Origin of the sequence: Streptomyces sp. NPDC090022, assembly GCF_044748145.1 — a bacterium.
Classification (GTDB): Bacteria; Actinomycetota; Actinomycetes; order Streptomycetales; family Streptomycetaceae; genus Streptomyces.
In genome coordinates, this window is sequence record NZ_JBIVFN010000008.1 from 219,024 (window position 1) to 244,851 (window position 25,828).

Annotated in this window: 21 protein-coding genes and 1 other RNA gene; 10 read left to right on the forward strand and 12 right to left on the reverse strand. The window is 73.5% G+C overall.

What is annotated here, in order from left to right:
- Positions 1-27: 27 nt before the first annotated feature.
- From ACIPXB_RS18195 to ACIPXB_RS18210, 4 genes are all read right to left on the reverse strand, one after another.
- Positions 28-576: a GNAT family N-acetyltransferase gene (locus ACIPXB_RS18195; protein WP_401450811.1), complete on the reverse strand. Its 549-nt coding sequence runs from the start codon at positions 574-576 to the stop codon at positions 28-30.
- A 58-nt stretch (positions 577-634) separates the two neighbouring features.
- Positions 635-1,783: a uroporphyrinogen-III synthase gene (locus tag ACIPXB_RS18200; protein ID WP_401450691.1), complete on the reverse strand. Its 1,149-nt coding sequence runs from the start codon at positions 1,781-1,783 to the stop codon at positions 635-637.
- A gap of 92 nt (positions 1,784-1,875) precedes the next feature.
- Positions 1,876-3,237, reverse strand: coding sequence for a nitrate/nitrite transporter (locus ACIPXB_RS18205; RefSeq protein ID WP_401450693.1), 1,362 nt, complete (start codon positions 3,235-3,237; stop codon positions 1,876-1,878).
- A 163-nt stretch (positions 3,238-3,400) separates the two neighbouring features.
- Complete coding sequence (locus tag ACIPXB_RS18210; protein ID WP_401450814.1) at positions 3,401-4,339, reverse strand: LysR family transcriptional regulator; 939 nt, start codon at positions 4,337-4,339, stop codon at positions 3,401-3,403.
- Positions 4,340-4,427: 88 nt separating this feature from the next.
- On the opposite strand from ACIPXB_RS18210, the gene ACIPXB_RS18215 reads away from it, so the two are divergent.
- The 4 genes from ACIPXB_RS18215 (at position 4,428) to ACIPXB_RS18230 (ending at position 8,093) form a co-directional block, all read left to right on the forward strand.
- Complete coding sequence (locus ACIPXB_RS18215; RefSeq protein ID WP_401450696.1) at positions 4,428-5,771, forward strand: MFS transporter; 1,344 nt, start codon at positions 4,428-4,430, stop codon at positions 5,769-5,771.
- A gap of 41 nt (positions 5,772-5,812) precedes the next feature.
- Positions 5,813-7,231, forward strand: coding sequence for an SH3 domain-containing protein (locus ACIPXB_RS18220; protein WP_401450699.1), 1,419 nt, complete (start codon positions 5,813-5,815; stop codon positions 7,229-7,231).
- Between the two features lie 203 nt (positions 7,232-7,434).
- A complete protein-coding gene (locus tag ACIPXB_RS18225) occupies positions 7,435-7,665 on the forward strand; it encodes a FitA-like ribbon-helix-helix domain-containing protein (protein ID WP_401450701.1) in 231 nt (76 codons plus the stop codon).
- Positions 7,666-7,670: 5 nt separating this feature from the next.
- Positions 7,671-8,093, forward strand: a complete 423-nt coding sequence (locus ACIPXB_RS18230) for a type II toxin-antitoxin system VapC family toxin (protein WP_401450816.1) — start codon at positions 7,671-7,673, stop codon at positions 8,091-8,093.
- A 113-nt stretch (positions 8,094-8,206) separates the two neighbouring features.
- Here ACIPXB_RS18230 and ssrA read toward each other — a convergent pair.
- From ssrA to ftsE, 5 genes are all read right to left on the reverse strand, one after another.
- Positions 8,207-8,595: a transfer-messenger RNA gene (gene ssrA / locus ACIPXB_RS18235) on the reverse strand.
- A 95-nt stretch (positions 8,596-8,690) separates the two neighbouring features.
- The gene (smpB, locus tag ACIPXB_RS18240; protein ID WP_401450703.1) at positions 8,691-9,176 is read right to left on the reverse strand and encodes an SsrA-binding protein SmpB; all 486 of its coding nucleotides are present in this window, start codon (positions 9,174-9,176) and stop codon (positions 8,691-8,693) included.
- A gap of 18 nt (positions 9,177-9,194) precedes the next feature.
- The gene (locus ACIPXB_RS18245; protein ID WP_401450706.1) at positions 9,195-10,406 is read right to left on the reverse strand and encodes a S41 family peptidase; all 1,212 of its coding nucleotides are present in this window, start codon (positions 10,404-10,406) and stop codon (positions 9,195-9,197) included.
- Positions 10,407-10,473: 67 nt separating this feature from the next.
- The gene (ftsX, locus tag ACIPXB_RS18250) at positions 10,474-11,433 is read right to left on the reverse strand and encodes a permease-like cell division protein FtsX (protein ID WP_401450708.1); all 960 of its coding nucleotides are present in this window, start codon (positions 11,431-11,433) and stop codon (positions 10,474-10,476) included.
- Positions 11,434-11,449: 16 nt separating this feature from the next.
- The gene (gene ftsE / locus ACIPXB_RS18255; RefSeq protein ID WP_401450711.1) at positions 11,450-12,139 is read right to left on the reverse strand and encodes a cell division ATP-binding protein FtsE; all 690 of its coding nucleotides are present in this window, start codon (positions 12,137-12,139) and stop codon (positions 11,450-11,452) included.
- A 236-nt stretch (positions 12,140-12,375) separates the two neighbouring features.
- Here ftsE and ACIPXB_RS18260 point away from each other — a divergent pair, with 236 nt between their 5' ends.
- Positions 12,376-12,567, forward strand: coding sequence for a hypothetical protein (locus tag ACIPXB_RS18260; RefSeq protein ID WP_401450714.1), 192 nt, complete (start codon positions 12,376-12,378; stop codon positions 12,565-12,567).
- A gap of 101 nt (positions 12,568-12,668) precedes the next feature.
- Here the strand turns inward: ACIPXB_RS18260 and prfB are convergent, their stop codons facing one another.
- Positions 12,669-13,778 (reverse strand): peptide chain release factor 2, encoded by a 1,110-nt coding sequence (gene prfB / locus ACIPXB_RS18265; protein WP_401450716.1) that lies wholly within the window; start codon positions 13,776-13,778, stop codon positions 12,669-12,671.
- 274 nt (positions 13,779-14,052) lie between these two features.
- Here prfB and ACIPXB_RS18270 point away from each other — a divergent pair, with 274 nt between their 5' ends.
- Positions 14,053-15,084, forward strand: coding sequence for an isopenicillin N synthase family dioxygenase (locus tag ACIPXB_RS18270; protein ID WP_401450718.1), 1,032 nt, complete (start codon positions 14,053-14,055; stop codon positions 15,082-15,084).
- 34 nt (positions 15,085-15,118) lie between these two features.
- On the opposite strand, the gene ACIPXB_RS18275 is transcribed toward ACIPXB_RS18270, so the two are convergent.
- Together ACIPXB_RS18275 and ACIPXB_RS18280 are read right to left on the reverse strand one after the other, a co-directional pair.
- Entirely contained in the window at positions 15,119-16,384 is a 1,266-nt protein-coding gene (locus ACIPXB_RS18275) for a serine/threonine-protein kinase (protein WP_401450720.1), read from the reverse strand.
- Positions 16,385-16,543: 159 nt separating this feature from the next.
- Entirely contained in the window at positions 16,544-18,358 is a 1,815-nt protein-coding gene (locus ACIPXB_RS18280) for a protein kinase (protein WP_401450723.1), read from the reverse strand.
- 376 nt (positions 18,359-18,734) lie between these two features.
- On the opposite strand from ACIPXB_RS18280, the gene ACIPXB_RS18285 reads away from it, so the two are divergent.
- From ACIPXB_RS18285 to ACIPXB_RS18300, 4 genes are all read left to right on the forward strand, one after another.
- A complete protein-coding gene (locus ACIPXB_RS18285; protein WP_401450819.1) occupies positions 18,735-21,983 on the forward strand; it encodes an FHA domain-containing protein in 3,249 nt (1,082 codons plus the stop codon).
- A gap of 98 nt (positions 21,984-22,081) precedes the next feature.
- Positions 22,082-23,452, forward strand: coding sequence for an ABC transporter substrate-binding protein (locus ACIPXB_RS18290; protein ID WP_401450725.1), 1,371 nt, complete (start codon positions 22,082-22,084; stop codon positions 23,450-23,452).
- Positions 23,453-23,510: 58 nt separating this feature from the next.
- Positions 23,511-24,791, forward strand: coding sequence for a carbohydrate ABC transporter permease (locus ACIPXB_RS18295; protein ID WP_401450822.1), 1,281 nt, complete (start codon positions 23,511-23,513; stop codon positions 24,789-24,791).
- The gene (locus ACIPXB_RS18300) at positions 24,788-25,723 is read left to right on the forward strand and encodes a carbohydrate ABC transporter permease (RefSeq protein ID WP_401450727.1); all 936 of its coding nucleotides are present in this window, start codon (positions 24,788-24,790) and stop codon (positions 25,721-25,723) included. Before ACIPXB_RS18295 ends, ACIPXB_RS18300 begins: the two co-directional genes overlap by 4 nt.
- Positions 25,724-25,828 lie beyond the last annotated feature (105 nt).

A 25,828-nucleotide genomic window follows, 5' to 3' on the forward strand; every position in this document is an offset into this window, starting at 1 on the left:
CCCCCGCCCGCCGAGGAGCGGAAGACCTCAGGAGGGTGGCGGGTCGTCGTGCAGGATCCGCTGGAAGAGCCGGTGGTCCCGCCAGGCGCCGTTGATGTGCAGGTACTGGGGGGCGACGCCGTATGCGAGGAATCCCGCCTTGGTCAGCACCCGCTGCGAGGCGTGGTTGTCCAGGAGCGTGTTGGCCTCGACCCGGTGCAGCCCGATCTCCTCGCGGGCGATCCGGCAGACCTCGTGGACGGCGGCCGTGGCCAGACCCTTGCCGCGGCAGGCCTCGTCGACCCAGTAGCCCAGGCACCCGCTGGACAGCGGCCCGTGCTGGATGTTGCTGAGGTTCATGGTCCCGAGCGGGGCGCCGGTGGCGGCGTCGACGAGGACGAACGGCAGCAGCCGGCCCTCGGCGCGGCCCTGCAGCTGCTGCTCGATCCGCTCCCACTGGCCCCGCTCGGTGTAGAACGCCTCGGGGCGGACGGGTTCGAAGGGGCTCAGGTACGCCCGGTTGCGGACCAGCGCCTCGGCCAGCCCCGCCGCGTCGTCGGGCCCGACGATCCGCAGCTCCACACCGTCAATGATCATCATCCGTGCACACTAGTGCCGCGACCGGCGGCGCGGCCAGGGCCGGTCGGCAACCGGCTCAGGCGTCCGCGTACTTGCCCTCCGCGCCGGCGTCGAGAGCCAGCCGGTAGCCGCGCTTGACCACCGTCTGGATCAGCTGGGGCGTGCCCAGCGACCCGCGCAGCCGGGCCATCGCGGTCTCCACGGCGTGCTCGTCGCGGCCCGCTCCGGGCAGGCGGCGCAGCAGGTCGGCGCGGGCCACCACCCAGCCCGGGCGGCGGGCCAGCGCCCGCAGCAGCGCCATGCCGGCGGGCGGTACGGGCCGCAGCGCGTCGTCGACCAGCACGGCGTGCCCGCGGATCTCCAGGCGGTGCCCGGCGACCGGCAGCACCCGGGCCCGGCCCGGCAGCTCCTGGCACAGCAGTTGCACCAGCGGGCCCAGCCTGAACCGCTCCGGGTGCACCGTGTCCACGCCCGCGCCCTGCAGCGGCAGCGCGGTCACCGGTCCCACGCAGGCGGCCAGCACCTCGCCGCGCAGCGCGGAGACCAGGGCGCTGCCGAGCCCCCGTACCTCGGCCCGCGACAGCAGCGAGGCCGCCGCCGGTGCCGAGGTGAAGCAGACCGCGTCCAGGGTCCCGGCCACCGTCGCGTCCAGCAGCCGGTCCAGCGGGGCCAGGTCCTCCGGCGGCATCCACCGGTACACCGGTACGACGACCACGTCGGCGCCGCCCTCGCGCAGCGCCTCGACGAACCCCGGCAGCGGCTCCCCGTGCAGCTGGAGCGCCACCCGCCGGCCGGCGACACCGTCGGCGAGCAGCCGGTCCAGCACCTCGGCCAGCGACTCGGAGTCCGGGGACCAGCGCTCCACCAGCCCGGCGGCCCGGATCGCGCCCTTGACCTTGGGGCCGCGCGCCAGCAGCTCGGCTCCGCGCAGCCGGGCCAGCAGGTCCTCGCCGATCCCCCAGCCGTCGGCGGCCTCGATCCAGCCGCGGAAGCCGATCGCGGTGGTCGCCACGACCACGTCCGGGGCGCAGTCGATCAGCTCCTTGGTGGCGGCCAGCAGTTCGCTGTCGTCCGCCAGCGGCACGATCCGCAGCGCGGGCGCGTGCACGACGGATGCCCCGCGCCGGCGCAGCAGGGCGATCAGCTCGTCGGCGCGCCGGGCGGCGGTGACCCCGACGGTGAATCCGGCGAGCGGGCCGGCACTGGGCACAGCGTTCTCATCCATCGTGACCTGCCTTGTTCAACCGAGGGGGGTACGCCGGAACCGAGCCTGCCAACAGGGCGTATCAGGCTCGGTTCACGCGTATTTCGCGCCGGTTACACCGACGTGAGCTGCGGTTTCGCATGGGCGTCCGGGGCGGGCGCGGCCGCGGCGGCCGGCCGCCGAAGGTATACCGACCAGGTCACCGCGCAGCAGACGGCGTAGAAGGCGAGGAAGGTGACGAAGGCGGCGGTGCCGGAACCGGAGGAGGAGAACGCCTCCCGGAAGACCAGGTTGATGCCCAGGCCGCCGAGCGCGCCGACCGCGCCGATGAGCCCCATCGCCGCGCCGGACAGCCGCCGTCCGTACGCGTCGGCCGCCTCGCCCGCCATGCCGCGGGCCCGGGCCTGCGCCTGGAAGATGCCGGGGATCATCTTGTAGGTCGAGCCGTTGCCGAGGCCGCTCAGCACGAACAGGGCCACGAACCCGACCAGGAACACGGGCAGCGACTCCCGGACCGAGGCGGCGATCACCACGCCCGTCGCGGCCGCCATGGCCACGAAGGTGCCCAGGGTGATCCGCGCGCCGCCGAACCGGTCGGCGAGCCAGCCGCCCAGGGGCCGGACCAGCGATCCGAGGAGCGGCCCGATGAAGGTCAGCGAGGCGGCCTGGAGCGGGGTCCGCCCGAACTGCGTCTGGAGCACCAGCCCGAAGGCGAAGCTGTAGCCGATGAACGATCCGAAGGTGCCGATGTAGAGGAACGCCATGATCCAGGTGTGGCGCTCGCGCAGCGACTCCTTCACGGCGCCGGTGTCGTTGCTGACGGGCGCCAGGTTGTCCATGCGCAGGGCCGCGAGCGTCGCCGCGATCACGATCAGCGGGAGGTAGACGCCCAGCAGCAGCCGGGGGTGGGCGGCCCCGGCCGTACCGATGATCAGCAGGGCGATCAGCTGCACGACGGGGACGCCGATGTTGCCGCCGCCCGCGTTGAGCCCGAGCGCCCAGCCCTTCCTGCGCAGCGGGAAGAAGGCGTTGATGTTGGTCATGGAGGAGGCGAAGTTGCCACCGCCGACCCCGGTGAGCGCGGCCACCAGCAGGAACGTCGTGTAGGAGGTCCCCGGCTCCATCACCGCGAAAGCGGCGGCCGTCGGCGCGAGCAGCAACAGCGCGCTGACCACGGTCCAGTTGCGGCCGCCGAAGCGGGCGACGGCGAAGGTGTACGGCACGCGCACGAGGGCGCCCACGAAGGTCGCCGTCCCGATCAGGAAGAACTTCCCGGCCGGGTCGATGCCGTACTGCGGGCCCATGAACAGCACCATCACCGACCACAGCGACCAGATGGAGAAGCCGATGTGCTCGCTCAGTACCGAGTAGACGAGGTTGCGCCGGGCGATCCGCTCTCCCGTCTCCTTCCAGAAGGTCTCGTCCTCGGGATCCCACCGCTCGATCCAGCGGCCGCCCGTGCGCGGTGCGGTCATCACGCCTCCAGCTGTCGTGTCCGTGATGACCGACCGTAGGGACGACGCGTTTCGGCCCCGGTCCCCGCCCGATGACCGCCGCGCAACCTTGCACTCACCCCCCGGACCCGCCGCGTGTGAGCCCGACGCGTTCTCCAGGAGGTCAGACGCGTTCCCCAGGAGGTCAGGGGAGCCAGCAGCCGTCGGGGATGGCCAGCCAGCCGCGGGCGGTGGCCAGTTCGGCGGCGGCCGCGCGCAGCGCATCCAGCGCCGGGTGGCCGGAGCCTTTGCGCCACACCATCGACAGCGGCGACAGCGGGACGGGGTCCACCAGCGGCCGCTTCACGGAGCCGGGCATGTCCAGGAAGTCGACGGTGACCAGGACCGGGTTGCGGGTCTTGGTCATCACCCGCCGGAACTCCTCCTTCCCCACGGCAACCGGCGCCGGCGGCGCCAGCGCGACGCCGCGCCCCTCGAAGAGCCGCCGGGCCAGCTCCGTCCACTCCAGCGTCCGCGGGTTCCCGGCGCCCGCGTACACACGCTCCCCGGCCAGCGCCCCGACGGGCACCCGCTCGAGACCCGCCAGCCGGTGGTCCTCGGGCAGCAGCACGGCGAGCGGCTCGTACCGCACGGGCTGGTGGGCCAGCCGGGCCCGCAGCGCGGGGTCGAGCCCGTCCACCCAGCCGAAGGACACGTCCAGCCGCCCCGCCGCGACCTCCCCGGCCGCGTACGTCAGCCCGCTCTCGAACCGCGCCATCAGCTCGGCGTCCGGCGCCAGCTCGCGGGCCCGTACCAGCACGCTCCGCCCCGTGCTCGGCCCGTCGGTGTTCAGGTCGACGAGCAGGGCCCGCGCCGCCGCCCCGCCGAAGGCGGCGGCCAGCTCCTCCTGCGCCTCGACCACCCGTCGCGCGTACGGCACCAGCCGCTCCCCGGCCGCCGTCAGCTCCACCTGCCGGGTCGTGCGCAGGAACAGCTCGGCCCCCAGGTCCCGTTCGAGCCGGCGGATGTCCCGGCTGAGCGCCTGCTGGGCGACGTACAGCCGGGCGGCGGCACGGGTGAAGTGCAGTTCCTCGGCGGCGGCCAGGAACCCGCGCAGCAGCCGCGTCTCGACATCAGGGATCATCACGCGCAGAGACTAACAACGCACGTGCGTGAATCAGCCCCGAACAGGTGTTGGACCGGGGCGCCCCGCTCCCAGCAGCCTGTTTCCCATGCCCCTCATGACCGTCTCCGGCACCACCCTCGTCCACGCCGTACCGCACACCTCGCACGCCGCGCCGCACGCCGCACCGGGCACCGCTCCCCGCACCGCCTCCCCCGCCGCGCCGCGTCGCGCACCCCGCCCGGCCGGCCCGTACCGCCGCCTGTTCACCCTGCCCGGCACCCGGGGCTTCACCGCCGGCAACCTGATCGCCCGCCTCCCCATGGGCATGTTCGGCGTGAGCGCGGTCATGATGATCGCCGGACAGCGCGGCTCCTACGCCCTCGCGGGCACCGTCACCGCGACCGGTCTCGCCACCACCGCCGTGGTCGCACCCCTGACCGCCCGCCTCATCGACCGCTACGGCCAGGCCCGGATCGCCCTCCCCGCCACCCTGATCGCCGTCCTCGGCTCCCTCGCCCTCGTCCTGAGCGTGCGGACCCACGCCCCCGCCTGGACCCTCTTCGCCTCCTACGCCGCGACCGCCACCACCCCCAACATCGGCGGTATGTCCCGCGCCCGCTGGACCCATCTGCTGCGCGGGAAGGCCCCCGCCCACCACACGGCCATGTCCTTCGAGCAGGCCGCGGACGAGGCCTGCTTCATGCTCGGCCCGGTCCTCGCCGTCGCCCTGTGCTCGGCGCTCTTCCCCGAGGCCGGCACCCTCACCGCCGCCGCCCTGCTGCTCATCGGCATGGTCGTCTTCACGGCCCAGCGCTCCACCGAGCCCCCGCTCACCCCTGCGGACATCCGTCGGCCCTCCCCGCTGCGGTCTGCGAGCATCCGCCCCCTGCTGATGCTCTTCCTCGCTCTAGGAACGTTGTTCGGGGCCATGGAGGTTGCCTCGATCGCCTACCTCTCCTCCCACGGCCTGGGCGCCGCCGCCGGACCCGTCCTCGCCCTCCAGGCCCTCGGCTCCTGCGCGGCCGGCCTCCTCTACGGCACCCTGCGCCCCCGCTCGCTGACCCGTTGCGTCGCCGCCCTGGCCGCCTTGATGACGCTCCCCTGGGCCGCGGCCGCCACGGGCTCGGTCCCCTTGCTCGGGTTGGCCCTGCTGCTGGCCGGGATGGCCACCGCCCCGACGATGGTCACGGCCATGTCCCTGGTCCACCGCCACACCCCCGAGGGCCGCCTCAACGAGGGCATGACCCTGGCCGTGACGGCCATCTTCACCGGCATCGCGGCCGGTTCCGCGGCCTCCGGAGCGATCACCGACCACTGGGGCCCGGTGGCCGCGTACGCCCTTCCGGCCGTCGCCGCCGCGCTGGCGCTCGTACGGGCGCGGGGCGCGGACCGGCAACCGAGTGACGGTCCCCGCGAGGTGCCCACCACCGCCTCTCAAGATCAGCTTTAACTGGTGCCCTCAAGCGCACTCCCCTTCGCGGAGGAACACCCTTGTCTGCTTCCCACTGCACACGCGCCGCCCTGGTCGTCGCCGCAGTCACCGCGTCCTGCCTGGTCCCGGTGGCACCGGCCGTCGCCGACACGCCCGGCATCCGGTTCTCACAGCCGTACGTCCCCTCCATCGCCGCCGGCCGCACCGGCCGCGTCGTGCTCGTGGCCACGGGCGGCGGCGAACCGGCGGTCAGTTCGACCTTCCGGATCACCGCGCCGGAACGGACGACGTTCCCGGAGACCCGCTTCTACTGGAACGGGCAGCGCGCGTCCGTCGCATGCGCGCGGTCGGCCGACGCCCGGCGGCTGACCTGCGACGCTGGACGGCGCGCCGGCTTCACCTTCCCGGCGGACGCGCAGACGCGGCTGGCGGTGACGCTGCGGGTGGACACCGACGCGCCGCAGGGCACCACGCTGGACGGCGGCGAGTGGGAGACGGGCGCCGGCGCGCCGGCCCTGTTCGCGGTCGCCACCCCGGTGACCGGTCCCGAGGGCCCGCAGGGCCTCAAGGGCGACCGGGGCGACGACGGCAAGCCGGGCCGGCCCGGCATCCCGGGCCTCCACGGCCGCCCGGGTCCGAAGGGCGACAAGGGCGACAGGGGAGACCAGGGAGAAAGAGGCGAGAAGGGCGACCCCGGCGAACAGGGCCAGGCCGGCCCGCGCGGCCCGAAGGGCCCCAAGGGCCCGAAGGGCGACCACGGCCCCGCCGGACCGAAGGGCGACCCGGGCCACGAGGGCCCCAAGGGACCCAAGGGCGACCCCGGCCACCAGGGGCCCAAGGGACCCAAGGGACCCAAGGGCCCGAAGGGCGACCCCGGCCCGACCGGCCACGAGGGCCCCAAGGGGCCTAAGGGCCCGAAGGGCGACCCCGGCCCGACCGGCCACGAGGGCCCCAAGGGGCCCAAGGGCGACCCCGGCCACCAGGGGCCCAAGGGGCCTAAGGGCCCGAAGGGCGACCCGGGCCACAAGGGACCGAAGGGCCCCAAGGGTGACACCGGCCCCGCCGGCCCCCAGGGCCCCAAGGGAGACAGGGGTGAAAAGGGCGAGAAGGGAGACAAGGGCGACACCGGCAAGCCGGGCACCGGCGGCGGCCACGGCGGCCCGGGCCACGGCGGCGGGCACGGCAAGGGCGACGGCAAGGGCAACGGCAACGGCAAGGGCGACGGCAAGGGCAACGGAAACAGCAAGCACCCCAAGGCCCGCATCGTCTCCCCCGCCCAGGGACTCGGCATCCGTTCCGGCCCCGGTGCCGGCTACAGCCGTAACGGCAAGCTCAAGAACGGCGCCGTGGTCGCCGTCCAGTGCAAGACCAACGGCCAGAAGGTCGGCGGCAACGCGGTCTGGTACAAGCTCGCCGACGGCCGCGGCTGGATCGCCGCCCGCTACGCCCTGAACCTGAACAAGGTCCCGCTCTGCTGACCTCCGCCCCGGCCCCCCCGGGCATGACGAAGGCCCCGCAGCCGGCAGATGCCGGCCGCGGGGCCTTCGCCCACTTGGGCGGCCTGAGCCGACACCACACGGCTTGGACCGGCATCAGACAGCACGGCCGGCGCTCCCGCCGGGAGCACACAAGCCCCTGTCAGGCGACTGCGAAGTGACTGCATTGACGATAAAATGCAGTCATGACCGCCTTCACGATCCGGGAAGTCCCCGATGACATCGCCCGCCGCATAAAGGTCCGCGCCGCCGAGGCCGGACAGTCCCTCCAGAGCTACCTGCTCGCCCTTGTCACCCGGGACGCCACCCAGCCCACGCTCGCCGAGATGGCCGACCGCGCCGAACACTTCGCCACGGAGGACATCGACCTCCAGGACGTCCTCGACGTCATCGACTCAGGCAGGGTCGGCCGTTGATCGTCGTGGACTGCTCCGCCCTGGTCCTCTTCCTGACGGACAGGGGCTCCCGCGGCGCCGCCGCCCGCCGACGCATCAGCGAGGAGGACACCCTCGCCGCTCCCTACCTCCTGGACACCGAGGTCGCGTCCGCCCTCCTGGGCATGGCACGCGGCAGCAAGATCCACCCCATGAGCCTCGACGAGCACGTCAAGACCTACCAGGGGCTGCGCGTACAGCGGCACGAAACGGGTCCCCTGCTCCCCCGGATCCGAAAGCTGTACGCCAACCTCTCCGTCTACGACGCCACGTACGTCGCCCTCGCCGAGGCACTGGGCGCCCCCCTGCTGACGGCGGACGTGCGCATCCGACGAGGCGTTCAGAAGCCGCATTGCGCAATCGAGGTCATCACCGCCGACGGCGATCAGCATCCGCACCCGGGCGCCTGACGCGCCAACGCATCTGTCACACCCTGAGAAGGGCGGTTCTCCCCCGTGCTCGCACATGACGAAGGCCCCGCAGCCGACAGATGTCGGCCGCGGGGCCTTCGCCCACATGGGATGAGTGGAGATGGCGGGAATCGAACCCGCGTCCAACGGTGCAGAAACAGGGCTTCTCCGAGCGCAGTCCGCTGCGCTTTTCTCGGCCCCGGAGATCACACGGACAAGTCTCCGACGGGCTCAGTCACTGTTTGATTTCCCTCCAACCCCCGTGACCGGGGCTAGAGGTTTAGATCCCTTGTTGACGCCAGGATCCGGACCGGGACCACTTCCGGGCTGACGCTCCTCACAGAGGCTTCAGCTCACTGTTATTAGGCAGCGAGGGTGAAGCGGGAGTTATCGCTCTTGGAGTTGGCGATTATTTTTTGCGACATGTGGTTAGCGAGATCATTGCCGCTTCCTCGGCTCGCTTCCCCTGCATCGACAGCCGCTGTCGAAACCGATCATCCCCATGTTTTTTTAACAAGCTGCTCCGCCCCGGGGGGCGGTGCTGACGCCATGGTACGCGAAGTGGACCACCGCGTGCCAGGCGATTAAACCGTACCGCTACACCGTACCGCGCTGCTTCCTGCGGATCGCCGAGATCGCACGGTTGGTCTCGCGGGTGTCCTGCTTCTCCCGCAGGGTCTGCCGCTTGTCGTACTCCTTCTTGCCCTTGGCCAGCGCGATCTCGACCTTCGCGCGGCCGTCCTTGAAGTACAGCGACAGGGGCACGACCGTGTGGCCCGACTCGTTCGCCTTGCGCTCCAGCTTGTCGATCTCCTCCCGGTGCATGAGGAGCTTGCGCTTGCGCCGCGCGCTGTGGTTCGTCCAGGTGCCCTGGCTGTACTCCGGCACGTGCACGTTGTAGAGCCAGACCTCCCGGCCCTCCACCGACACGAAGCCGTCCACCAGCGAGGCCCGGCCCTGGCGCAGGGACTTCACCTCGGTGCCCATGAGCACGAGACCGCACTCATAGGTGTCGAGGATGTGGTAGTCGTGCCGCGCCTTCTTGTTCTGGGCGATCAGCTTGCGCCCTTTTTCCTTAGCCATAGTGCAGTCATTTTCGCACTACGGCCCCACCCCGAGGCCACCCAATACCGTGCGGGCCCGCTCCTCCACGCGCTCGCCGGCCGCCAGGTCGGGGGTGATGCCCCGCCCTTCGAGGCTACGGCCCGCCGGAGTGCGGTACGTGCCCACCGTCAGCTCGGCCACCGAGCCGTCCGGGAGTTCGGTCGGCATCTGCACCGAGCCCTTGCCGAAGGTGCGGGACCCCACGGCCACCGCCCGGCCCCGGTCCTGCAGCGCCCCGGTGACCAGCTCGGCGGCGCTCATCGTGCCCCCGTCGACCAGGGTCACCAGCGGCCGGCCGGTGTCGCCGCCGGGCTCCGCGTACAGGGCGCGCTCGGTACCGCGTACGTCGTACGTCGCGACCAGGCCGCCGTCGAGGAAGGCGGACGCGGCGGTGACGGCCTCCGCGACCAGGCCGCCGGGGTTGCCGCGCAGGTCGAGCATGAGTCCGCCGCCGGGCGGGGCGGCGCGCACGGCCTGCCGGACCCGCTCGCCCGACCCCCGGGTGAAGGAGGCGACCTTGATGACCGTGACCCCGCCGGGCAGCTGCCGCACGGTCACCGGCTCGGTGCGCAGCTGCTCGCGGCGGACGGTGTGGGTCCGGACGGCGCCGTCCCGCTCCAGGGTCAGCACGACCGGGGTACCCGCCTCGCCGCGCAGCAGGGCCACGACCCGGGCCAGGTCCATCCCGGCGACCTCGCGGCCGTCCACGCCCCGCAGCCGGTCCCCGGCCCGGATCCCGGCACGGGCGGCGGGCCCGCCGGGCTGGACCCGTTCGACGTCGATACGGCCGTCCGCGCGCCGCTCGACCCACAGGCCCACGCCCGTCCAGCGGCCGTCCATCTCCTGCGCGAACGCCTGGTACTCGCCCGCGTCGTAGACCACGCCCCAGCGGTCGCCGCTGCGGCTGACCACCTCCTGGGCGGCCTTCTTGCCGGACTTGCCCTCGGCGACCGCCTCGGCGGCGGCCCGGGCCACGGCCTCCCGGTCGGCGGTACCGGGGCGGGGCGCGGCGCCGTCGGCGTCCGGACCGGCGCCGCCCGGTGCCGGCGTACCGGTGCCCGCGAACACGGTCTCGACCCGGTGTTCGTCGCCGTCGTCCCAGTAGCCGGTGCTGACGGCCGCACCGAGCGCACCCAGTAACGCCAACGTCAAAGCGGCCCCGCGATGCAGGTCGCGGGGCCGGAAGCGGAACGCGGGGGTACCCGGCATGGCGCCGAGTCTAGGACAAGCCCCGCGGCGGGAAGGGAGGTTGGCCGTTCCGTTCGCGGGGCGCTCGTCACACCTTCAGGTACTTGCGCAACGCGACGAACGCGGCCATGGAGGGCATCAGGACGCCGATCAGGAGGACGAAGGGGAGCTTGGAGAGGACCGAGCCCCAGCCCATGAAGTTGATCAGTTCGATCTTCTCGCGCAGGCCGATGCCGTGGTCGATCACGAAGTACTGTCCCGAGGCCAGCATCGCGCAGGCGAAGACCGCGCCGATCAGGCCGGCGACGGCGGCCTCCATGATGAACGGCACCTGGATGTAGAAGCTGGAGGCGCCGACCAGCCGCATGATCCCGGTCTCCCGCCGACGGCTGAACGCCGAGACGCGCACCGTGTTGACGATCAGCAGCAGCGCCACGACGAGCATGATCAGCATGATGCCCAGGGCGGCGTAGTTCAGGTAGTTCAGGATCCTGAAGAGGTCGTCGATCTCCTTGCGCTGGTCGTCGACGCTGTGGACGCCGTCGCGCCCGGCGAAGGCGGTGGTGACGACCTTGTACTTCTCGGGGTTGGTGAGCTTGACGCGGAAGGACTCCTGCATCTGGTCGGGGGTGATGACCGAGGCCAGCGCCGTGTTCCCGTACCGCTCCTTGTAGTGCTTGTAGGCCTCGTCCGCCGACTCGTAGTAGACGGTCCTGACCAGGTCCATCTTCTTGAGGTCGGTCTCGATCACCTGCTTCTGCTCGGCGGTGACGGCACCCTTGGCGCAGATACCGGTGCCCGCGCCGCCGTCCGCGGCCGCGTCCTTGGCGGCACCGCCGTCCTCGGCGTCGTTCTTGTTGCAGAGGTAGATCGAGATGTTGGCCTTGTCGTACCAGTAGCCCTTCATCCGGCTGACCTGCTCGCGCATGAGCAGCGAGCCGCCGAACAGGGCCAGCGACAGGGCGACCGAGATGATGACCGCGAAGGTCATGGTGAGGTTGCGGCGCAGACCTACGCCGATCTCGGACATGACGAACTGGGCGCGCATGGCGTCTTTCGGCCTTTCAGTGCTGGTAGCCGTAGACGCCGCGCGACTGGTCGCGGACGAGACGGCCCTGCTCGAGTTCGATGACGCGCTTGCGCATCTGGTCCACGATCTGCTGGTCGTGCGTCGCCATGATCACGGTGGTGCCGGTCCGGTTGATCCGGTCGAGCAGCTTCATGATGCCGACGGAGGTCTGCGGGTCGAGGTTGCCGGTGGGCTCGTCCGCGATCAGCAGGGCCGGGCGGTTGACGAAGGCCCGGGCGATGGCGACGCGCTGCTGCTCACCGCCGGAGAGCTCGCCGGGCATCCGGTTCTCCTTGCCGCCCAGGCCCACCAGTTCCAGCACCTGCGGGACGGCCTTGCGGATCTCACCGCGGGGCTTGCCGATGACCTCCTGGGCGAAGGCGACGTTCTCGGCGACCGTCTTGTTGGGCAGCAGCCGGAAGTCCTGGAAGACCGTCCCCAGCTGGCGCCGCATCTGGGGGACCTTCCAGTTGCTGAGTCTGGCGAGGTCCTTGCCGAGTACGTGGACCTGACCGTGGCTGGCGCGCTCCTCGCGCAGGATCAGCCGCAGGAAGGTGGACTTTCCGGAGCCGGAGGAACCGACCAGGAAGACGAACTCGCCCTTGGCGATCTCCAGGGACACGTCCCTGAGTGCGGGGCGGTTCTGCTTCGGGTAGGACTTGGAGACACTGTCGAATCGGATCACGGGTGCACCACGGTCGCCGGGAGTAGGTGTGCGTGACCATACGCGAACGGGCGCGGGGTGGGGACCCGGCGTCCGGTGTTGCCCGATATATCCCGGGGGATGTCACCGGCGGGAGCGGGCCCGGACCGCGATTGCCCGGACGGGCCGCGCCGAATGTCGCCGGAGCTGGCACAGTGGTAGGGGGAACGGTCTGGTTCCCCCCGCCGTTGTACCAGGGGACGAGAGGAGGAGAGCGCATGACATATGACCGGCTCGTGTGCGCGAACTGCGCCGCGCCCGTCAGCCAGGGCCGCTGCCCGGTGTGCCGGGCCAACCGGGAGCGCCTCCAGCAGGAAGGCCCCTTCGCCGGCCTGAATCCGATGGCGCTCATCGCGCTCATGGTCGTGCTGGTCGCGGCACTGGCCCTCGTGGCGCACCAGACGGCGTAGCCTCCGCCGCGTCCCGATCGTAGGTCCTGGATCGTAGATCGTGTACGGAGAAGGGCCCGGACACCATTCAGGTGTCCGGGCCCTTCTCCGTACGCATGGGCTTAAGCGGCCGACTCCTGCTGCTTGCGCCAGCGGATACCGGCCTCCAGGAACCCGTCGATCTCGCCGTCCAGGACGGCCTGCGGGTTGCCGACCTCGAACTCGGTGCGCAGGTCCTTGACCATCTGGTACGGGTGCAGGACGTACGAGCGCATCTGGTTGCCCCAGGAGCTGCCGCCGTCCTTGAGGGCGTCCATCTTGGCCTGCTCCTCCTGGCGGCGCCGCTCCAGCAGCTTGGCCTGGAGGACGTTCATGGCGCTGGCCTTGTTCTGGATCTGCGAGCGCTCGTTCTGGCAGGAGACCACGATGCCGGTCGGCAGGTGCGTGATGCGCACGGCCGAGTCGGTGGTGTTGACGCCCTGGCCGCCGGGGCCGGAGGCGCGGTAGACGTCCACGCGCAGCTCGGACTCGTCGATCTCGACGTGGTCGCTGGTCTCGACGACCGGGAGCACCTCGACGCCCGCGAAGGAGGTCTGGCGGCGGCCCTGGTTGTCGAAGGGCGAGATGCGCACCAGGCGGTGGGTGCCCTGTTCGACGGAGAGGGTGCCGTAGGCGTACGGGGCCTTGACGACGAAGGTGGTCGACTTGATGCCGGCCTCTTCCGCGTACGAGGTCTCGTAGATCTCCGTGGAGTAGCCGTGCCGCTCGGCCCAGCGCAGGTACATGCGCTGCAGGCGCTCGGCGAAGTCGGAGGCGTCGACGCCGCCGGCCTCGGCGCGGATGTTGACCAGCGCCTCGCGCTCGGCGTACTCGCCGGAGAGCAGGGTGCGGACCTCCATCTCGTCCAGCGCCTTGCGGACGGCGACCAGCTCGGTCTCCGCCTCGGCGAGGGTGTCCGCGTCGTCCATCTCCTGGGCGAGCTCGAACAGCACCGCGAGGTCGTCGATGCGGCCGCGCAGGGCCTCGGTCTTGCGGACCTCGGCCTGGAGGTGCGAAAGCTTGCTCGTGATCTTCTGGGCGGCCTCCGGGTCGTCCCACAGGGACGGCGCGGCGGCCTGCTCCTCGAGCACGGCGATTTCTGCCCTCAGCTTGTCGAGGTCCAGGACGGCCTCGATCGACCCCATGGTCGAGGAGAGGGACTTCAGCTCTTCGGAAACATCGACGACTGCCACGGGTCCAGCGTAGCCGGTCCTCCGACCGGGTCGGCGGGGCGTACCCTCGCGGTATGACCCTTCTCGTGATGCGACGCCATGTGGACTACGGGCGCGTCACCACCACGAGCTGTCTGCCGCCGGACCGAACCAGAGCCTGATCACTGATTCGACCCCGGTCCTGTACGCGGCCCGCGCGGCCCCGGCGCCACCCTTCCGCCGGTCGGCCCTCCCCCCTCCGCTGCCCCGCCACCCCTGGGGAACAGGACCCCGTGACATCCGAAACGGAGCTGTCATGCCGTCCGCGCACACGCACCATTCGCTGCCCGTCCTCGACCTCTCCCGGGCCGACGACGCCGATCCCGCCGAGCGGGAGGCCTTCCGCCGCGAGCTGCTCGCGGCAGCCCGGGACTGGGGCTTCCTGCACCTGACCGGCCATGGCGTCACGGACGCCGAGATGGTCCGCGTCCTGGACGTGACCAGGGCCTTCTTCGCGCTTCCGGAGGCCGACCGGCTGACGGTCAGCAATCTGAACTCACCGCACTTCCGCGGCTACACCCGGATCGGCCACGAACTGACGGGCGGCGCCTCCGACTGGCGCGACCAGCTGGACGTGGGCGCGGAGCGGCCGGCGCCCCGGCTCGGGCCGGGCGATCCGGCGTACCTGTGGCTGGAGGGTCCCAACCAGTGGCCGGCCGCGCTGCCGGAGCTGCGGGAGGTGGTCCTGGGCTGGCAGGAGCGGCTGGCGGGGGTCGCGCACCGGCTGCTGCGGGAGCTGCTGGCCACGATCGGGGCGCCGCAGGACTTCTTCGACGCGGCCTTCGCCGAGCGCCCGCACCTGCACACCAAGCTGATCCGCTACCCGGGCACGGCGCCGTCGGGGACGGGGGTGCCCGGTCAGGGCGTGGGGGCGCACAAGGACTACGGGTTCCTGACCCTGCTGCTCCAGGACGGCGTGGGCGGGCTGCAGGTCGTACGGGACGGCGGCTATCTGGACGTGCCGCCGCTGGCCGGCGCGTTCGTCGTGAACCTGGGCGAGCTGCTGGAGATCGCGACGGAGGGGTACCTGACGGCGACGGATCACCGGGTGGTCAGTCCGCCTGGTGCGGTGGAACGTTTCTCCGTGCCGTTCTTCTACAACCCGCGCCTGGACGCGGTGATCGACACGGTGCCCGGCGCCTACATCCGTGACGCCCCCGGGATCGCCCACGACGCCTCGAACCCGCTGCACGCCGAGTACGGCCGCAACGAGCTCAAGGGCTGGGTCCGCGCGCACCCGGCGGTGGCCCGCCGCTGGCACCCGGAACTGCTGGTGCCCCAGCCGTAGGGCCCGACGGGCTCGACCGACGGGCTGCCGAGCCCTACGGGCGGGCCGGGGTCGAGTGCTTGCTGTCGCGCGGCGGGGCCTGGTCGTCGGAGGAGGACGCGAGCCAGCCGCCGATGCCGATCGCCGCGACCAGGGCGACCGCGGCCGTGGAGAGCACCAGCCGGCGCCGCCGGGCGGCGTCGGCCCGGTGCCGGGCGGAGCCGGGCCGCGGGGCGCCGGCCGGGCGCGGGACGCGGGCGGTGCCCAGGGCGCCGCCCGCGAGCTCGTCCGGGGCCGGCACGCGCATCGAGGTGTGGGTGTCCCGGTTGGACTCAGGGGAACTCCCCGGACCGCCGGGGACCAGCGGGACGGCCCCGCGCCGCCGTACCGGGCCGGCCGGGGGCCGCGCCTCGGGCTGGGGGTCGGGGTCGGCCGCGTCGAGGTCGTCGGGCTCGTCGACGTCCAGCGGCGGGATGCCCGCGAGCAGCGGCAGCAGGTCGCGCAGGCGCACGGAGAGCTCCGAGGCGCGCAGCCGGGAGGCCGGGGCCTTGGCGAGGCACTGCACGAGGAGCTGCCACAGCTCCTCCGGGATGCCGGGCAGCGGCACCACGGTCTCGGTGACGTGGCGGCGCAGCACGGCGCCCGGGTGACCGCCCCCGAAGGGGGTGAAGCCGGCCAGCAGTTCGTACAGGACGGTGGCCAGGGCGTAGATGTCGACGGCCGCGCGCGGCGGCAGCCCCTCGACGATCTCCGGGGCCAGATAGTCCGGGGTGCCGATGATCCGGGTGACCGGGGCGGACGCGGGCCGCGGCCCGGCCCGGCGCGGGGAGTCGATCAGCTTGGCCACGCCGAAGTCGGTCAGCAGCGCGGGATGGGCGCCGCCGGGGCCCAGCGGGCCCTGCATGTCCAGCAGGACGTTCTCGGGCTTGACGTCGCGGTGCACGACGCCGGCCGCGTGGGCGGCGGCCAGCGCGTCGGCGACGTCGGCGACGATCGCGACGGCGGCCTCCGGCGCGAGCCGGCGCTCCCGGTCCAGGCGGGTGCGCAGGTCGGTGCCGCGCACGAGGTCCATGACCAGCGCGAGGTCGTTGCCGTCGACGACCAGGTCGCGGACGGAGACGATGTGCGGATGCTCCAGGCCCAGCAGGGCGCTGCGCTCCTGGACGAAGCGTCCGACCAGCTCCTGGTCGGACGCGAGGTCCTCGCGGAGCAGCTTGACGGCGACGGGGCCCTCGGGCCCCTCGCCGAGCCACACCGTACCGGCGCTGCCGCGCCCCAGGATCTGGTGCGCGGTGTACCGGCTGCCGATTTTCCGTGCCACGACTGCTCCCTCAGCGGCTGGCGTACGAGCCCAACGTACGCGGCCGGGTGGGCCTTGGATGCCCCGGATCGCGGCGACCTTCACTTCTGCGGGCGAAATCACGTCCCAGAAGTCGACAAATCCACGAACTCGGCACTACAGCAGGGTTCTGGCGGACGGTCAGCGGCCGGTTCCGGTGCCCGTGCCCGTGCCCGTGCCCGTTCCGGCGGTGTCGCCCAGGCCGCTGACCCAGTCGACGATGCCGGAGCCCATCGCCCACAGCTGGTCCCACCAGCCGCGGCCGGTGCCGATCCACTCCTGGAGCGGGGTGAGCTCCCAGATCAGCCAGCCGCCGATGATGAACAGCACGATCACGAACAGGCAGCCCTTGAGGCAGCCCAGGCCGGGGATCCGCATCGGATTGGCGCTGCGCTGCCGGGGCTCGCGCGGCGGCCGCGGTTCCCGCGGGGCCTGCTGCTGGGGCGGCGGGGCCTGCGGGGGCTGCGCCTGCTGGGGCGGGCGCTGCTGGTACTGCTGCGGGGGCGGCGGCGCGTACTGCTGCTGCTGCGGCGGCTGCTGCTGATAGGGCTGGGGCTGCTGCTGGTACTGCTGGTACTGCTGCGGCGGCGGGGGCGCCTGCCGGTACGGCTGCGGCGGCCGGTGCTGCTGAGCCTGCTGAGGCTGCTGCTGCGGAGGCTGGCGGCGCGGCTGCTGCGGCTGGTGGGCCGGCGGCGGGGGCGCCTGGCGCTGCGGACGGCGCCGCAGCGGGTCCTCGCTGGGGTCCAGGTACTGGATCTGCGTCTGCTCGTTGCGGTCCCGGGCCGCCTGCATCTGCGACTGCCACGGGTGCGGGCTGTCCGGGCGCTGCACGGGCGGCATGACCGCGGTCGGGTCGGCGGCCGGGGCGCCCGGGGCGCCCGTGCTGGGCAGGACCGAGGTCGCGTCGTCGGCGCCGACCGGCGGCAGCACGCTGGTCATCGCGTTCGGGTCGTACGCGCCCATCGGGGACGCGGAGCCGCTGGGCAGCACCTGAGTGGCGTCGGCGGCGCCCGTGGCGCCCGGCGTCTCGGGGACCGGCGCCGGGGAGGGGTCGGGGGCGAGCAGCGCGCCGACGCCGAGGGCGGCCTCGACCTCGTTCGGGGCGGAGTGCACGCCGATGCCCGCGGCGACCACGCGCAGGGCGCGGGCCAGGCTCAGGGCGCTGGGGCGCTCGTTCGGCTCCTTGCGCAGGCAGCGCTCGATGACCGTCCACAGCGGCTCGGGCAGGGTCGAGGGGCGCTGCGGCTCCTCGCTGAGGTGGCGGTGCAGCACCTCCAGCGCGGTGCCGCCGGCGAACGGCGGACGGCCGGTGACCAGCTCGTACAGCAGGATGCCGGCGCCGTAGATGTCCACGGCGGAGGTCTGCGGGCGGCCCTCGGCGGACTCCGGGGCGACGTAGGCCGGGGTACCGACGAACTCGTGCGTGCGGGTCAGCCCCGGGGAGTCGGCCAGGCGGGCGATGCCGAAGTCGGTGAGCATCGGGCGCATCTGGCCCGCGCTCTCGTCCAGCAGGACGTTGGCGGGCTTGAGGTCGCGGTGGACGACGCCGTCGGCGTGACTGGCGGCGAGCGCGTCCGCGATCTGGGCGGTCAGCAGGCTCGCCGCGACCGGCGTGAAGGGACCGTTCTCGCGGATGTACTTGTGCAGGTCCGGGCCGTCGATGAGGTCCATGACCAGGGCCAGCAGATCGCCCTCGACCACGAGGTCGCGGGTGCGGACGATGTTGGGGTGCGTCAGGCGCAGCAGGACCGAGCGCTCGCGCAGGAAGCGCATGACGACGTCCGCGTCGGAGGCCAGCTCCTCCTTGAGGACCTTGATGGCCACGGTCTCGCCGGGCTGCCCGGCGACTGCCGCCTCCGCACCCGCGGTCTCCCGCTGGCGGGCACGCCAGACGGTGCCCGTGGCGCCGCGGCCGAGCGGCTCCTCGAGCAGGTACTTGCTGCCGACTGGCCGCACGTCTCGCGCTCCCCTGCATTCGTTTGGTTTTTCGGCCCCACTCTAGGGGGTGTCCCTGGGGAAGACGCGGCCTCCGGTGGGTTGGTTGCCGTACATGTGTACGAAGAGTGACGTTCGGGGGGTATGCCTCGGGCGTTTTACGTCCGGAATTGCGCGCGGTGTGGACACGGCGACGATCGATCAAGATCATTTGTTGGCGGGTGCCGGGCGTGTTGTCGGTGACAGGTGCGAGGATGCACCCGTACGCAAGTCACGGGGAGGGAGCCCCGCTTGCGCACGACGACGACCGGGGGGCGATCGGGCGGTCATGCCCGCCGTTCCCCTGCCGGGCGCAGACCGCGCACCGCGCACCGCGCAGAAGGGACCGCTGACGGCGATGCAGATCCGGCTGACCGTCCTCGGGCCGCGCAGCGGCCACCAGATCGCGCCCGCGCGCTGTGACGTGCTCGTCACCGCGCCCGTCGGCACCCCCCTGGCGGCGGTGGCCTCCGGGCTGGCCTCGACCGTCGGCGGCCCGGACACCGGGGGCACGGTCGTGCTCTACGCCGGTGCCGAGCGGCTCGATCCGCAGCGCCGGATCCTGGGCGAACCGCCGCTGGTGGACGGCGCGGTGCTGGCGCTGCAGACACCGGTGTCCGAGGACTCGGCGGGCGGCGTGGCCGCGTTGCACGTGGTGGCCGGGCCGGACGCCGGCGGTGTGCACCTGCTGCACCCCGGGGCGATCCGCGTCGGCCGGTCCGCGGACGCCGATGTGCCGCTGGACGATCCGGACGTGTCGCGGCTGCACTGCGTGGTGACCGTGGCGGAGAGCGGCCGGGTCGCGGTCGCCGATCTCGATTCGACGAACGGCACCACGCTCGACGGCGCCGAGGTCGGCCCGGCCCCGGTCCCGCTGACGCCGGGGGCGCTGCTGCGGGTCGGTGAATCGACGCTGCGGCTGGCGGCGCCGGACCCGGACCCGGCGCTCGCGCCGACCCCGGACCTGGAGGGCCACCTCATGCTCCCGGCACGGCCGGCGGCCGACGGCGCGGACACGGAGCCCACGGCCCCCGGGGACCCGGACCCGACACACCCGGGCCCCCCGCACGGCGCGCCCACCGGGCCGGGCACCCCCACCGGGCAAGGCGCCCGCGGCCCGCAGGCCTCCCGGGCCGCGTCCGCGCCCGCCGCCGGGCCGGGCGCGCCCACCGGGCCGGGCTCCCCCGACCCGCACGCCGCCCGGGCCTCCTGGGTCCCGTCCGCGTCCCCCGCCGGGCCGGCTTCCCCCTCCGGGCAGGATTCCCGCACCCCGCAGGGGGCGCAGGCCTCCGGGGCTCCGTACGGCGACGCCCGCGACCCTCACGCGCCCCCGCCCCCTGCCGCCTCGCAGGCCCCGTACGCGTCACCCCACCCCACGGCCTCGCAGGCCCCGTACGCCTCACCCATCCCTCGCGCCGCACAGAATTCGCACGCCCCCCAGAGCCCGCAGGCCCCTCGCGAACCAGACACCCCCCGCGACCCGCAGGCCGGGCGCCGCCGAGGCCTGGGGGCCTGGGCCCGGCGCTGGGTGGGGCGCGACGAGCAGGCGCCCGAGGCCGTGCCCGCCGCACCGAGCGCCGTCGTCCTCGCCGTACCCGGTGAGGACGACGCCGCCGCGCTGCTGCTGGCCGCGCTCGGGCCGACCGAGCGGCTGTGGAGCCGGGGCCCCGGACACCCGGAGCGGCTCGTCGTCGGCCTCGGGGCCGGCAGCCGGGTGGCGCTGCGCGAGACCGGGGCCCTGGGCCTGGCCGGGCCACGGGCCCGGCTGGGCGGCCTCGCCCGCTCGGTGGTCTCCCAGCTCGCCGCCCTGCACGCGCCCGCCGGGCTCGAAGTGGTGCTGATAGCCGCCGACCGGGCCCGGCCCGTCCCGGAGCGGGTGCGCGACTGGGGCTGGCTGGGCTGGCTGCCGCACACCCGCCCCGCCCACGGGCAGGACTGCCGGCTGCTGCTCGCCTACGACCGGGACCAGGCCGCCGCCCGCGTGGCCGAGCTGCACCGCCGGCTGGAGGAGGGGGCGCTCGGCGGCTCCTGGGCCACGGCCCCCGCGAGCGCCGTCCGCGAGGCGGCCGCCGGCTACGCGGGGCCGTACACGCTGCTGGTCGTCGACGGCGATCCCGGGGTCGCCCTCGGGCGGCTGGCCTCGCACGGGCCGGCCGCCGGCGTCCACGTGCTGTGCCTGGCCGAGACGCCCGCCGCGGGCCCCGCCTCCCCGGTCCAGGAGACGTACGAGGCGGCCTGCGCCGCCGCGCCCGTCTTCCGGGACTGCGGGACCGTCGCGCTGCTCAGCGGGGACGTGGCCACGGCCGTGCGGACCTTCACCACCGACGGCGGCACGCCGGTCCCGCACGGGGCCACCGCCACCGCCGACGCGGTCTCCGCCGCCTGGGCCGAACGGTTCGCCCGCGCGCTGGCCCCGCTGCGCGCGGACGGCTGCGTGCCCCGGCCGCGGCCCGCCGCGGCCGCGCTGCCCGCCGCCTCGCGGCTGCTGGACGAGCTGGGACTGGCCCGTGCCACCCCGGCCTCGCTCATGGCCCGCTGGGCGGCCGCCACCGAGCAGGGGCAGGCCGTCGGCGGTCTCGCCGAGATCGTGCTGGGCGGCGGCCGCGGCGGACCGGTCGGCGCCGAACTCGTCACGGACGGCCCGCACCTGCTGATCGAGGGGCCCGCCGGCAGCGGGCGTACCGAGCTGCTGCGCAGTGTCGCCGCCGCCCTGGCCGCCGCCGCGCGCCCCGACCGGATGGGCCTGGTGCTGCTGGACGGGGCCGGCGGTGAACGCGGCGAAGGGCTGGGGCCCTGCACCGAGCTGCCGCACGTCTCCGCCCACCTGGTCGCCTCCGATCCGGTGCGCATGCGGGAGTTCGCCCAGGCGCTCGGCGCCGAGCTCAAGCGGCGGGCCGAGCTGCTGGAGGCCGAGGGCGGGCTGTCCTTCACCGAGTGGCACGCCCGCCGGGAGGCCGCCGGCCGGGAGATCGCCGGCCGGGTGGTCGCCCCGCGCCGCCCCGGCCCCGGCGAGCTGCTCGGGGAGGTGGAGTCGGCACGCACGGGCACCCTGCGGCTGCGGGCGGGCACGCCCCGTACGGAACAGCACGCCGGCGGCGGCCCGCTGCCGCGCCTGGTGGTCCTGGTCGACGACTACGACGCGCTGGTCGCCCCCGGCCTCGGCAGTACCGGACGGCCCGCCGCCGGTTCGGTGGTCCGGGCCCTGGAGGCGGTGGCCCGCGAGGGCGCCCGGCTCGGGGTGCACCTGGTGGCCACCAGCGCCCGCCCCGAGCGCACCGCCGAGACGGAGCTGGCGCGCGTGGCGACCCTGCGCGTGGAGCTGGCCGCGCCGGACCAGCCGGGCCCGGGCCGCGGGGTGCTGCGGCACCCGGACGGCCGGACGGCGCCCTTCCAGGCGGGCCGGGTGACCGGCCGGATCCCGCGGACCGCGACCCAGAGGCCCACTGTGGTGCCGGTCGAGTGGGACCGGATGGGCGACCCGCCGGCCCGCCGTCCGGTGCGCGAGCTCGGCAACGGCCCGACCGACCTCGCGCTGCTGGCCAGCGCCCTGGACCGGGCCTCGCACCTGGTCTCCGCGATACCCGTGCTGTTCCCTCCCGCCCCGTAGGACACCGCGTCCGGGCGGCGAGGCGGTATTGCGGGGGCGGGACGGGTCGGCGTAGACCTTGTGGCTCGGGACACACCACGGGCATCGGGGGCACAGCCATGCGCACGCACGGAACCGGCCGTACGACTCGCACCTGGGCGGCGCTCGCCGCCGTGGGCGTGCTCGCGCTCACCGCCTGCGGCGGCGACGGGGACAAGGCCGCGAAGGACGGACCGTCCACGGGCGGGAGCTCCCAGCCGGGCCCGCGGGTGCAGTTACCCTCCCTCGCGGGCGAGAAGCTGGAAGTGGCGGCCGTGTGGACCGGGCCCGAGCAGGAGAACTTCACCAAGGTCCTCAAGGAGTTCGAGAAGCGGACGGGCGCCACCGTCACGTTCGTCCCGGCGCAGGACCCGATCGTCACCTTCCTCGGTACGAAGGTCGCGGGCGGCCAGCCGCCGGACGTGGCCCTGCTGCCGCAGGTCGGGGCGCTGGTGTCGGCCGTGCAGAACAAGTGGGCGCAGCCGCTGGGCCCGGAGGCGCAGGCGCAGCTGGACCAGCACTACGCGGCGGGCTGGAAGAAGCTCGGCGCGGTGGACGGCACCCAGTACGGGGTGTACTACAAGACCGCCAACAAGTCGCTGGTCTGGTACAACGCGAAGGCGTTCGAGGCGGCGGGCGCCCAGGTCCCCAAGACCTGGAAGGACTTCCTGGCCACCGCCGACACCATCTCGGCGTCGGGGGTCCCGGCGGTCTCGGTGGCCGGTGCGGACGGCTGGACGCTGACGGACTGGTTCGAGAACGTCTACCTGTCCCAGAACGGTCCGGACATGTACGACAAGCTGGCCAAGCACCAGATCAAGTGGACGGACCCCAGCGTCGGCGAGTCCCTGAAGACCCTGCAGTCGCTGTTCGGCCGCAAGGACTTCCTGGCGGGCGGCCAGAGCGGCGCGCTGTCGACCGAGTTCCCCAAGTCGGTCACCCAGACCTTCACCGGCGGCGACCGGCCGGCCGGCGCGATGGTCTTCGAGGGCGACTTCGTGGCGGTGAACATCGCGCAGACCGGGGCGAAGATCGGCAAGGACGCGCTCGTCTTCCCCTTCCCGGCGGTCGGCGCCAAGGCGCCGCTGGTCTCCGGAGGTGACGTGGCGGTGGCGCTGAAGCCGTCCAAGGGGGCGCAGGCGCTGCTGACCTTCCTCGCCTCGCCGGACGCGGCCGAGATCCAGGCCCGCCAGGGCGGTTTCATCTCCCCGAACAAGGGGGTCGACCCGGCCGCGTACCCCGACGACATCCAGCGGGGCATCGCCAAGGCGCTGGTCGACGCCGGGGACGACTTCCGCTTCGACCTGTCCGACCAGGCTCCGGCGGCCTTCGGCGGCACCCCGGGCGCGGGTCTGTGGAAGGGGCTCCAGGACTTCCTGAAGAACCCCTCCGACGTGGAGGGCACCCAGGCCCGCCTGGAGGCGGACGCGGCCAAGGCGTACGGGAACTGACGCGGTGGCGCGCGTCGTCGACGGCCCGCCGCCACGGTCCCGCTCCCGCGCCGCCGAGGTGCGGCGCGGGCGGGTCGTGGCCGCCGCATTCCTGCTGCCGGCGCTGGTGCTGCTCGGGGCGCTGGTGGTGCACCCGATCGGTTTCTCGGTGTACCGCAGCCTCTTCGACCGCTCCGGCGACTCCTTCGTGGGCGCGGCCAACTACCAGGAGATACTGACCGATCCGGCCATCCGGACCGCCCTGCGCAACACCTTGGTGTGGGTGGTGCTGGCACCGGCGACCGCGACCGCACTCGGCCTGGTCTTCGCGGTGCTGACCGAACGGGTGCGCTGGGGCACGGCGTTCAAGCTGCTGGTGTTCATGCCGATGGCGATCTCGATGCTGGCGGCGGGCATCATCTTCCGGCTGGTCTACGAGGCCGATCCCGACCGCGGGGTGGCCAACGCGGTGTGGGTCGGGGTGCACGACACCTTCGCCGAGTCCTCCGCCTTCCCCAAGGCCCGGCCGGGCCGGGACTCGCCGCTGACCGCGGCGGGCGGCGGGAGCTACGTGACCGTTGAGCCGGTACGGGCGGGCACTCCGGTGGTGCTGCCGCTGGTCGGGGTGGCTCCGGACGCCCTGCCGGAGGGCACCCGTCCGGCCGTTGCCGCCACCGCGGAGCCGGGCCGGGTCACCGGTACCGCCTGGCAGGACTTCACGCGCGGCGGGGGCGGGCGGACGAACGCCGTGGACGCGGGCGAGTCCGGGTACGCGGGCCTGCGCGTCGAGGCGGTCAAGGACGGCACGGTGGTGGAGCGCACCCGCACCCGCGCCGACGGCACGTTCTCGCTGTCCGCGAAGGCGGACGGGGCGGTGCTGCGGCTGCCGGCGGAGAACTTCCGGGAGGCGTACGCGGGCGTGGACTGGCTGGGGCCGGCGCTGGTCACCCCGGCGGTCATCGGGGCGTACGTGTGGATGTGGGCCGGGTTCGCGATGGTGCTGATCGGGGCCGGACTCGCGGCGGTGCCCCGGGAGCTGCTGGAGGCGGCCCGGGTGGACGGCGCCAACGAGTGGCAGGTGTTCCGGCGGATCACCGTGCCGCTGCTGGCGCCGGTGCTGGCGGTGGTCCTGGTCACCCTCGTCATCAACGTGATGAAGGTCTTCGACCTGGTCTTCGTGATCGCGCCGGGGTCGGTCCACGACGATGCGAACGTGCTGGCGCTGCAGCTGTACCGCACCTCCTTCGGCACGGACGCCGACCCGGGGCTGGGCAGTGCCATCGCCGTGTTCCTGCTGGTGCTGGTGGTGCCGGTCATGGTCTACAACATCATCCGGATGCGCCGGGAGGGACGCCGATGACGCCGACCACGCCCACTCCCCCGGCGGCCGCCCGCGCGGCCGCGCAGGCAAAGGCGTCCCGGTCGGGGTCCCGCCGCACGGCGCCCTCGCCCGCCGCCCGGCTCGCCGCGCGCGCGGGTTCCGGCGCGGTGCGGGTCTTCCTCGTCCTGGCCGCGCTGTTCTGGCTGCTGCCCACGCTCGGGCTGCTGCTGTCGTCCTTCCTCGCGCCGGCCGACCTGAACCGGGCCGGCTGGTGGCAGGTGCTGACGGCGCCGGGCCGGCTGACCGCCGACAACTACGAGCGGCTGCTGTCGAACGAGACCATCACCGGCTCCCTGCTGAGCACGGTCGCGATCGCCGTGCCCGCGACGCTGCTGGTGCTGGCGCTGGGGTCGCTGGCCGGGTACGCCTTCGCCTGGCTGGAGTTCCCGGGCCGCGACTGGCTGTTCCTGATCGTGGTCGGGCTGCTCGTGGTGCCCGTCCAGGTGGCGCTGATCCCGGTCTCCGAACTCTTCGGCACGATCGGGCTGTTCGAGACCACGGCCGGTGTGGTGCTGTTCCACACGGCCTTCGGGCTGCCGTTCGCCGTCTTCCTGCTGCGCAACTTCTTCGCGGAGATCCCGCGCGAGCTGCTGGAGGCGGCCCGCCTGGACGGGGCGGGCGAACTGCGGCTGTTCGCCCGGGTCGTGCTGCCGCTGGGCGGCCCCGCGATCGCGTCGCTGGGCATCTTCCAGTTCCTGTGGGTGTGGAACGACATGCTGGTGGCCCTGGTCTTCGCGGACTCCGCGAACCCTCCGGTCACGGTGGCGCTCCAGCAGCAGGTACGGCAGTTCGGCAACAACATCGACGTGCTGGCGCCGGGGGCGTTCTTGTCGATGGCGGTCCCGCTGGTGGTGTTCTTCGCCTTCCAGCGGCAGTTCGTCTCGGGGGTGATGGCCGGCGCGATCAAGTAGTTGACGTGCGGCGTTGACGCTGAGTAACCCGATTGCCACGTCCGGCGTAACCCCGTGATCGGCGCGGCGGTTCCTGGGCAATATGCCCGCGCCGACCCCTGGATG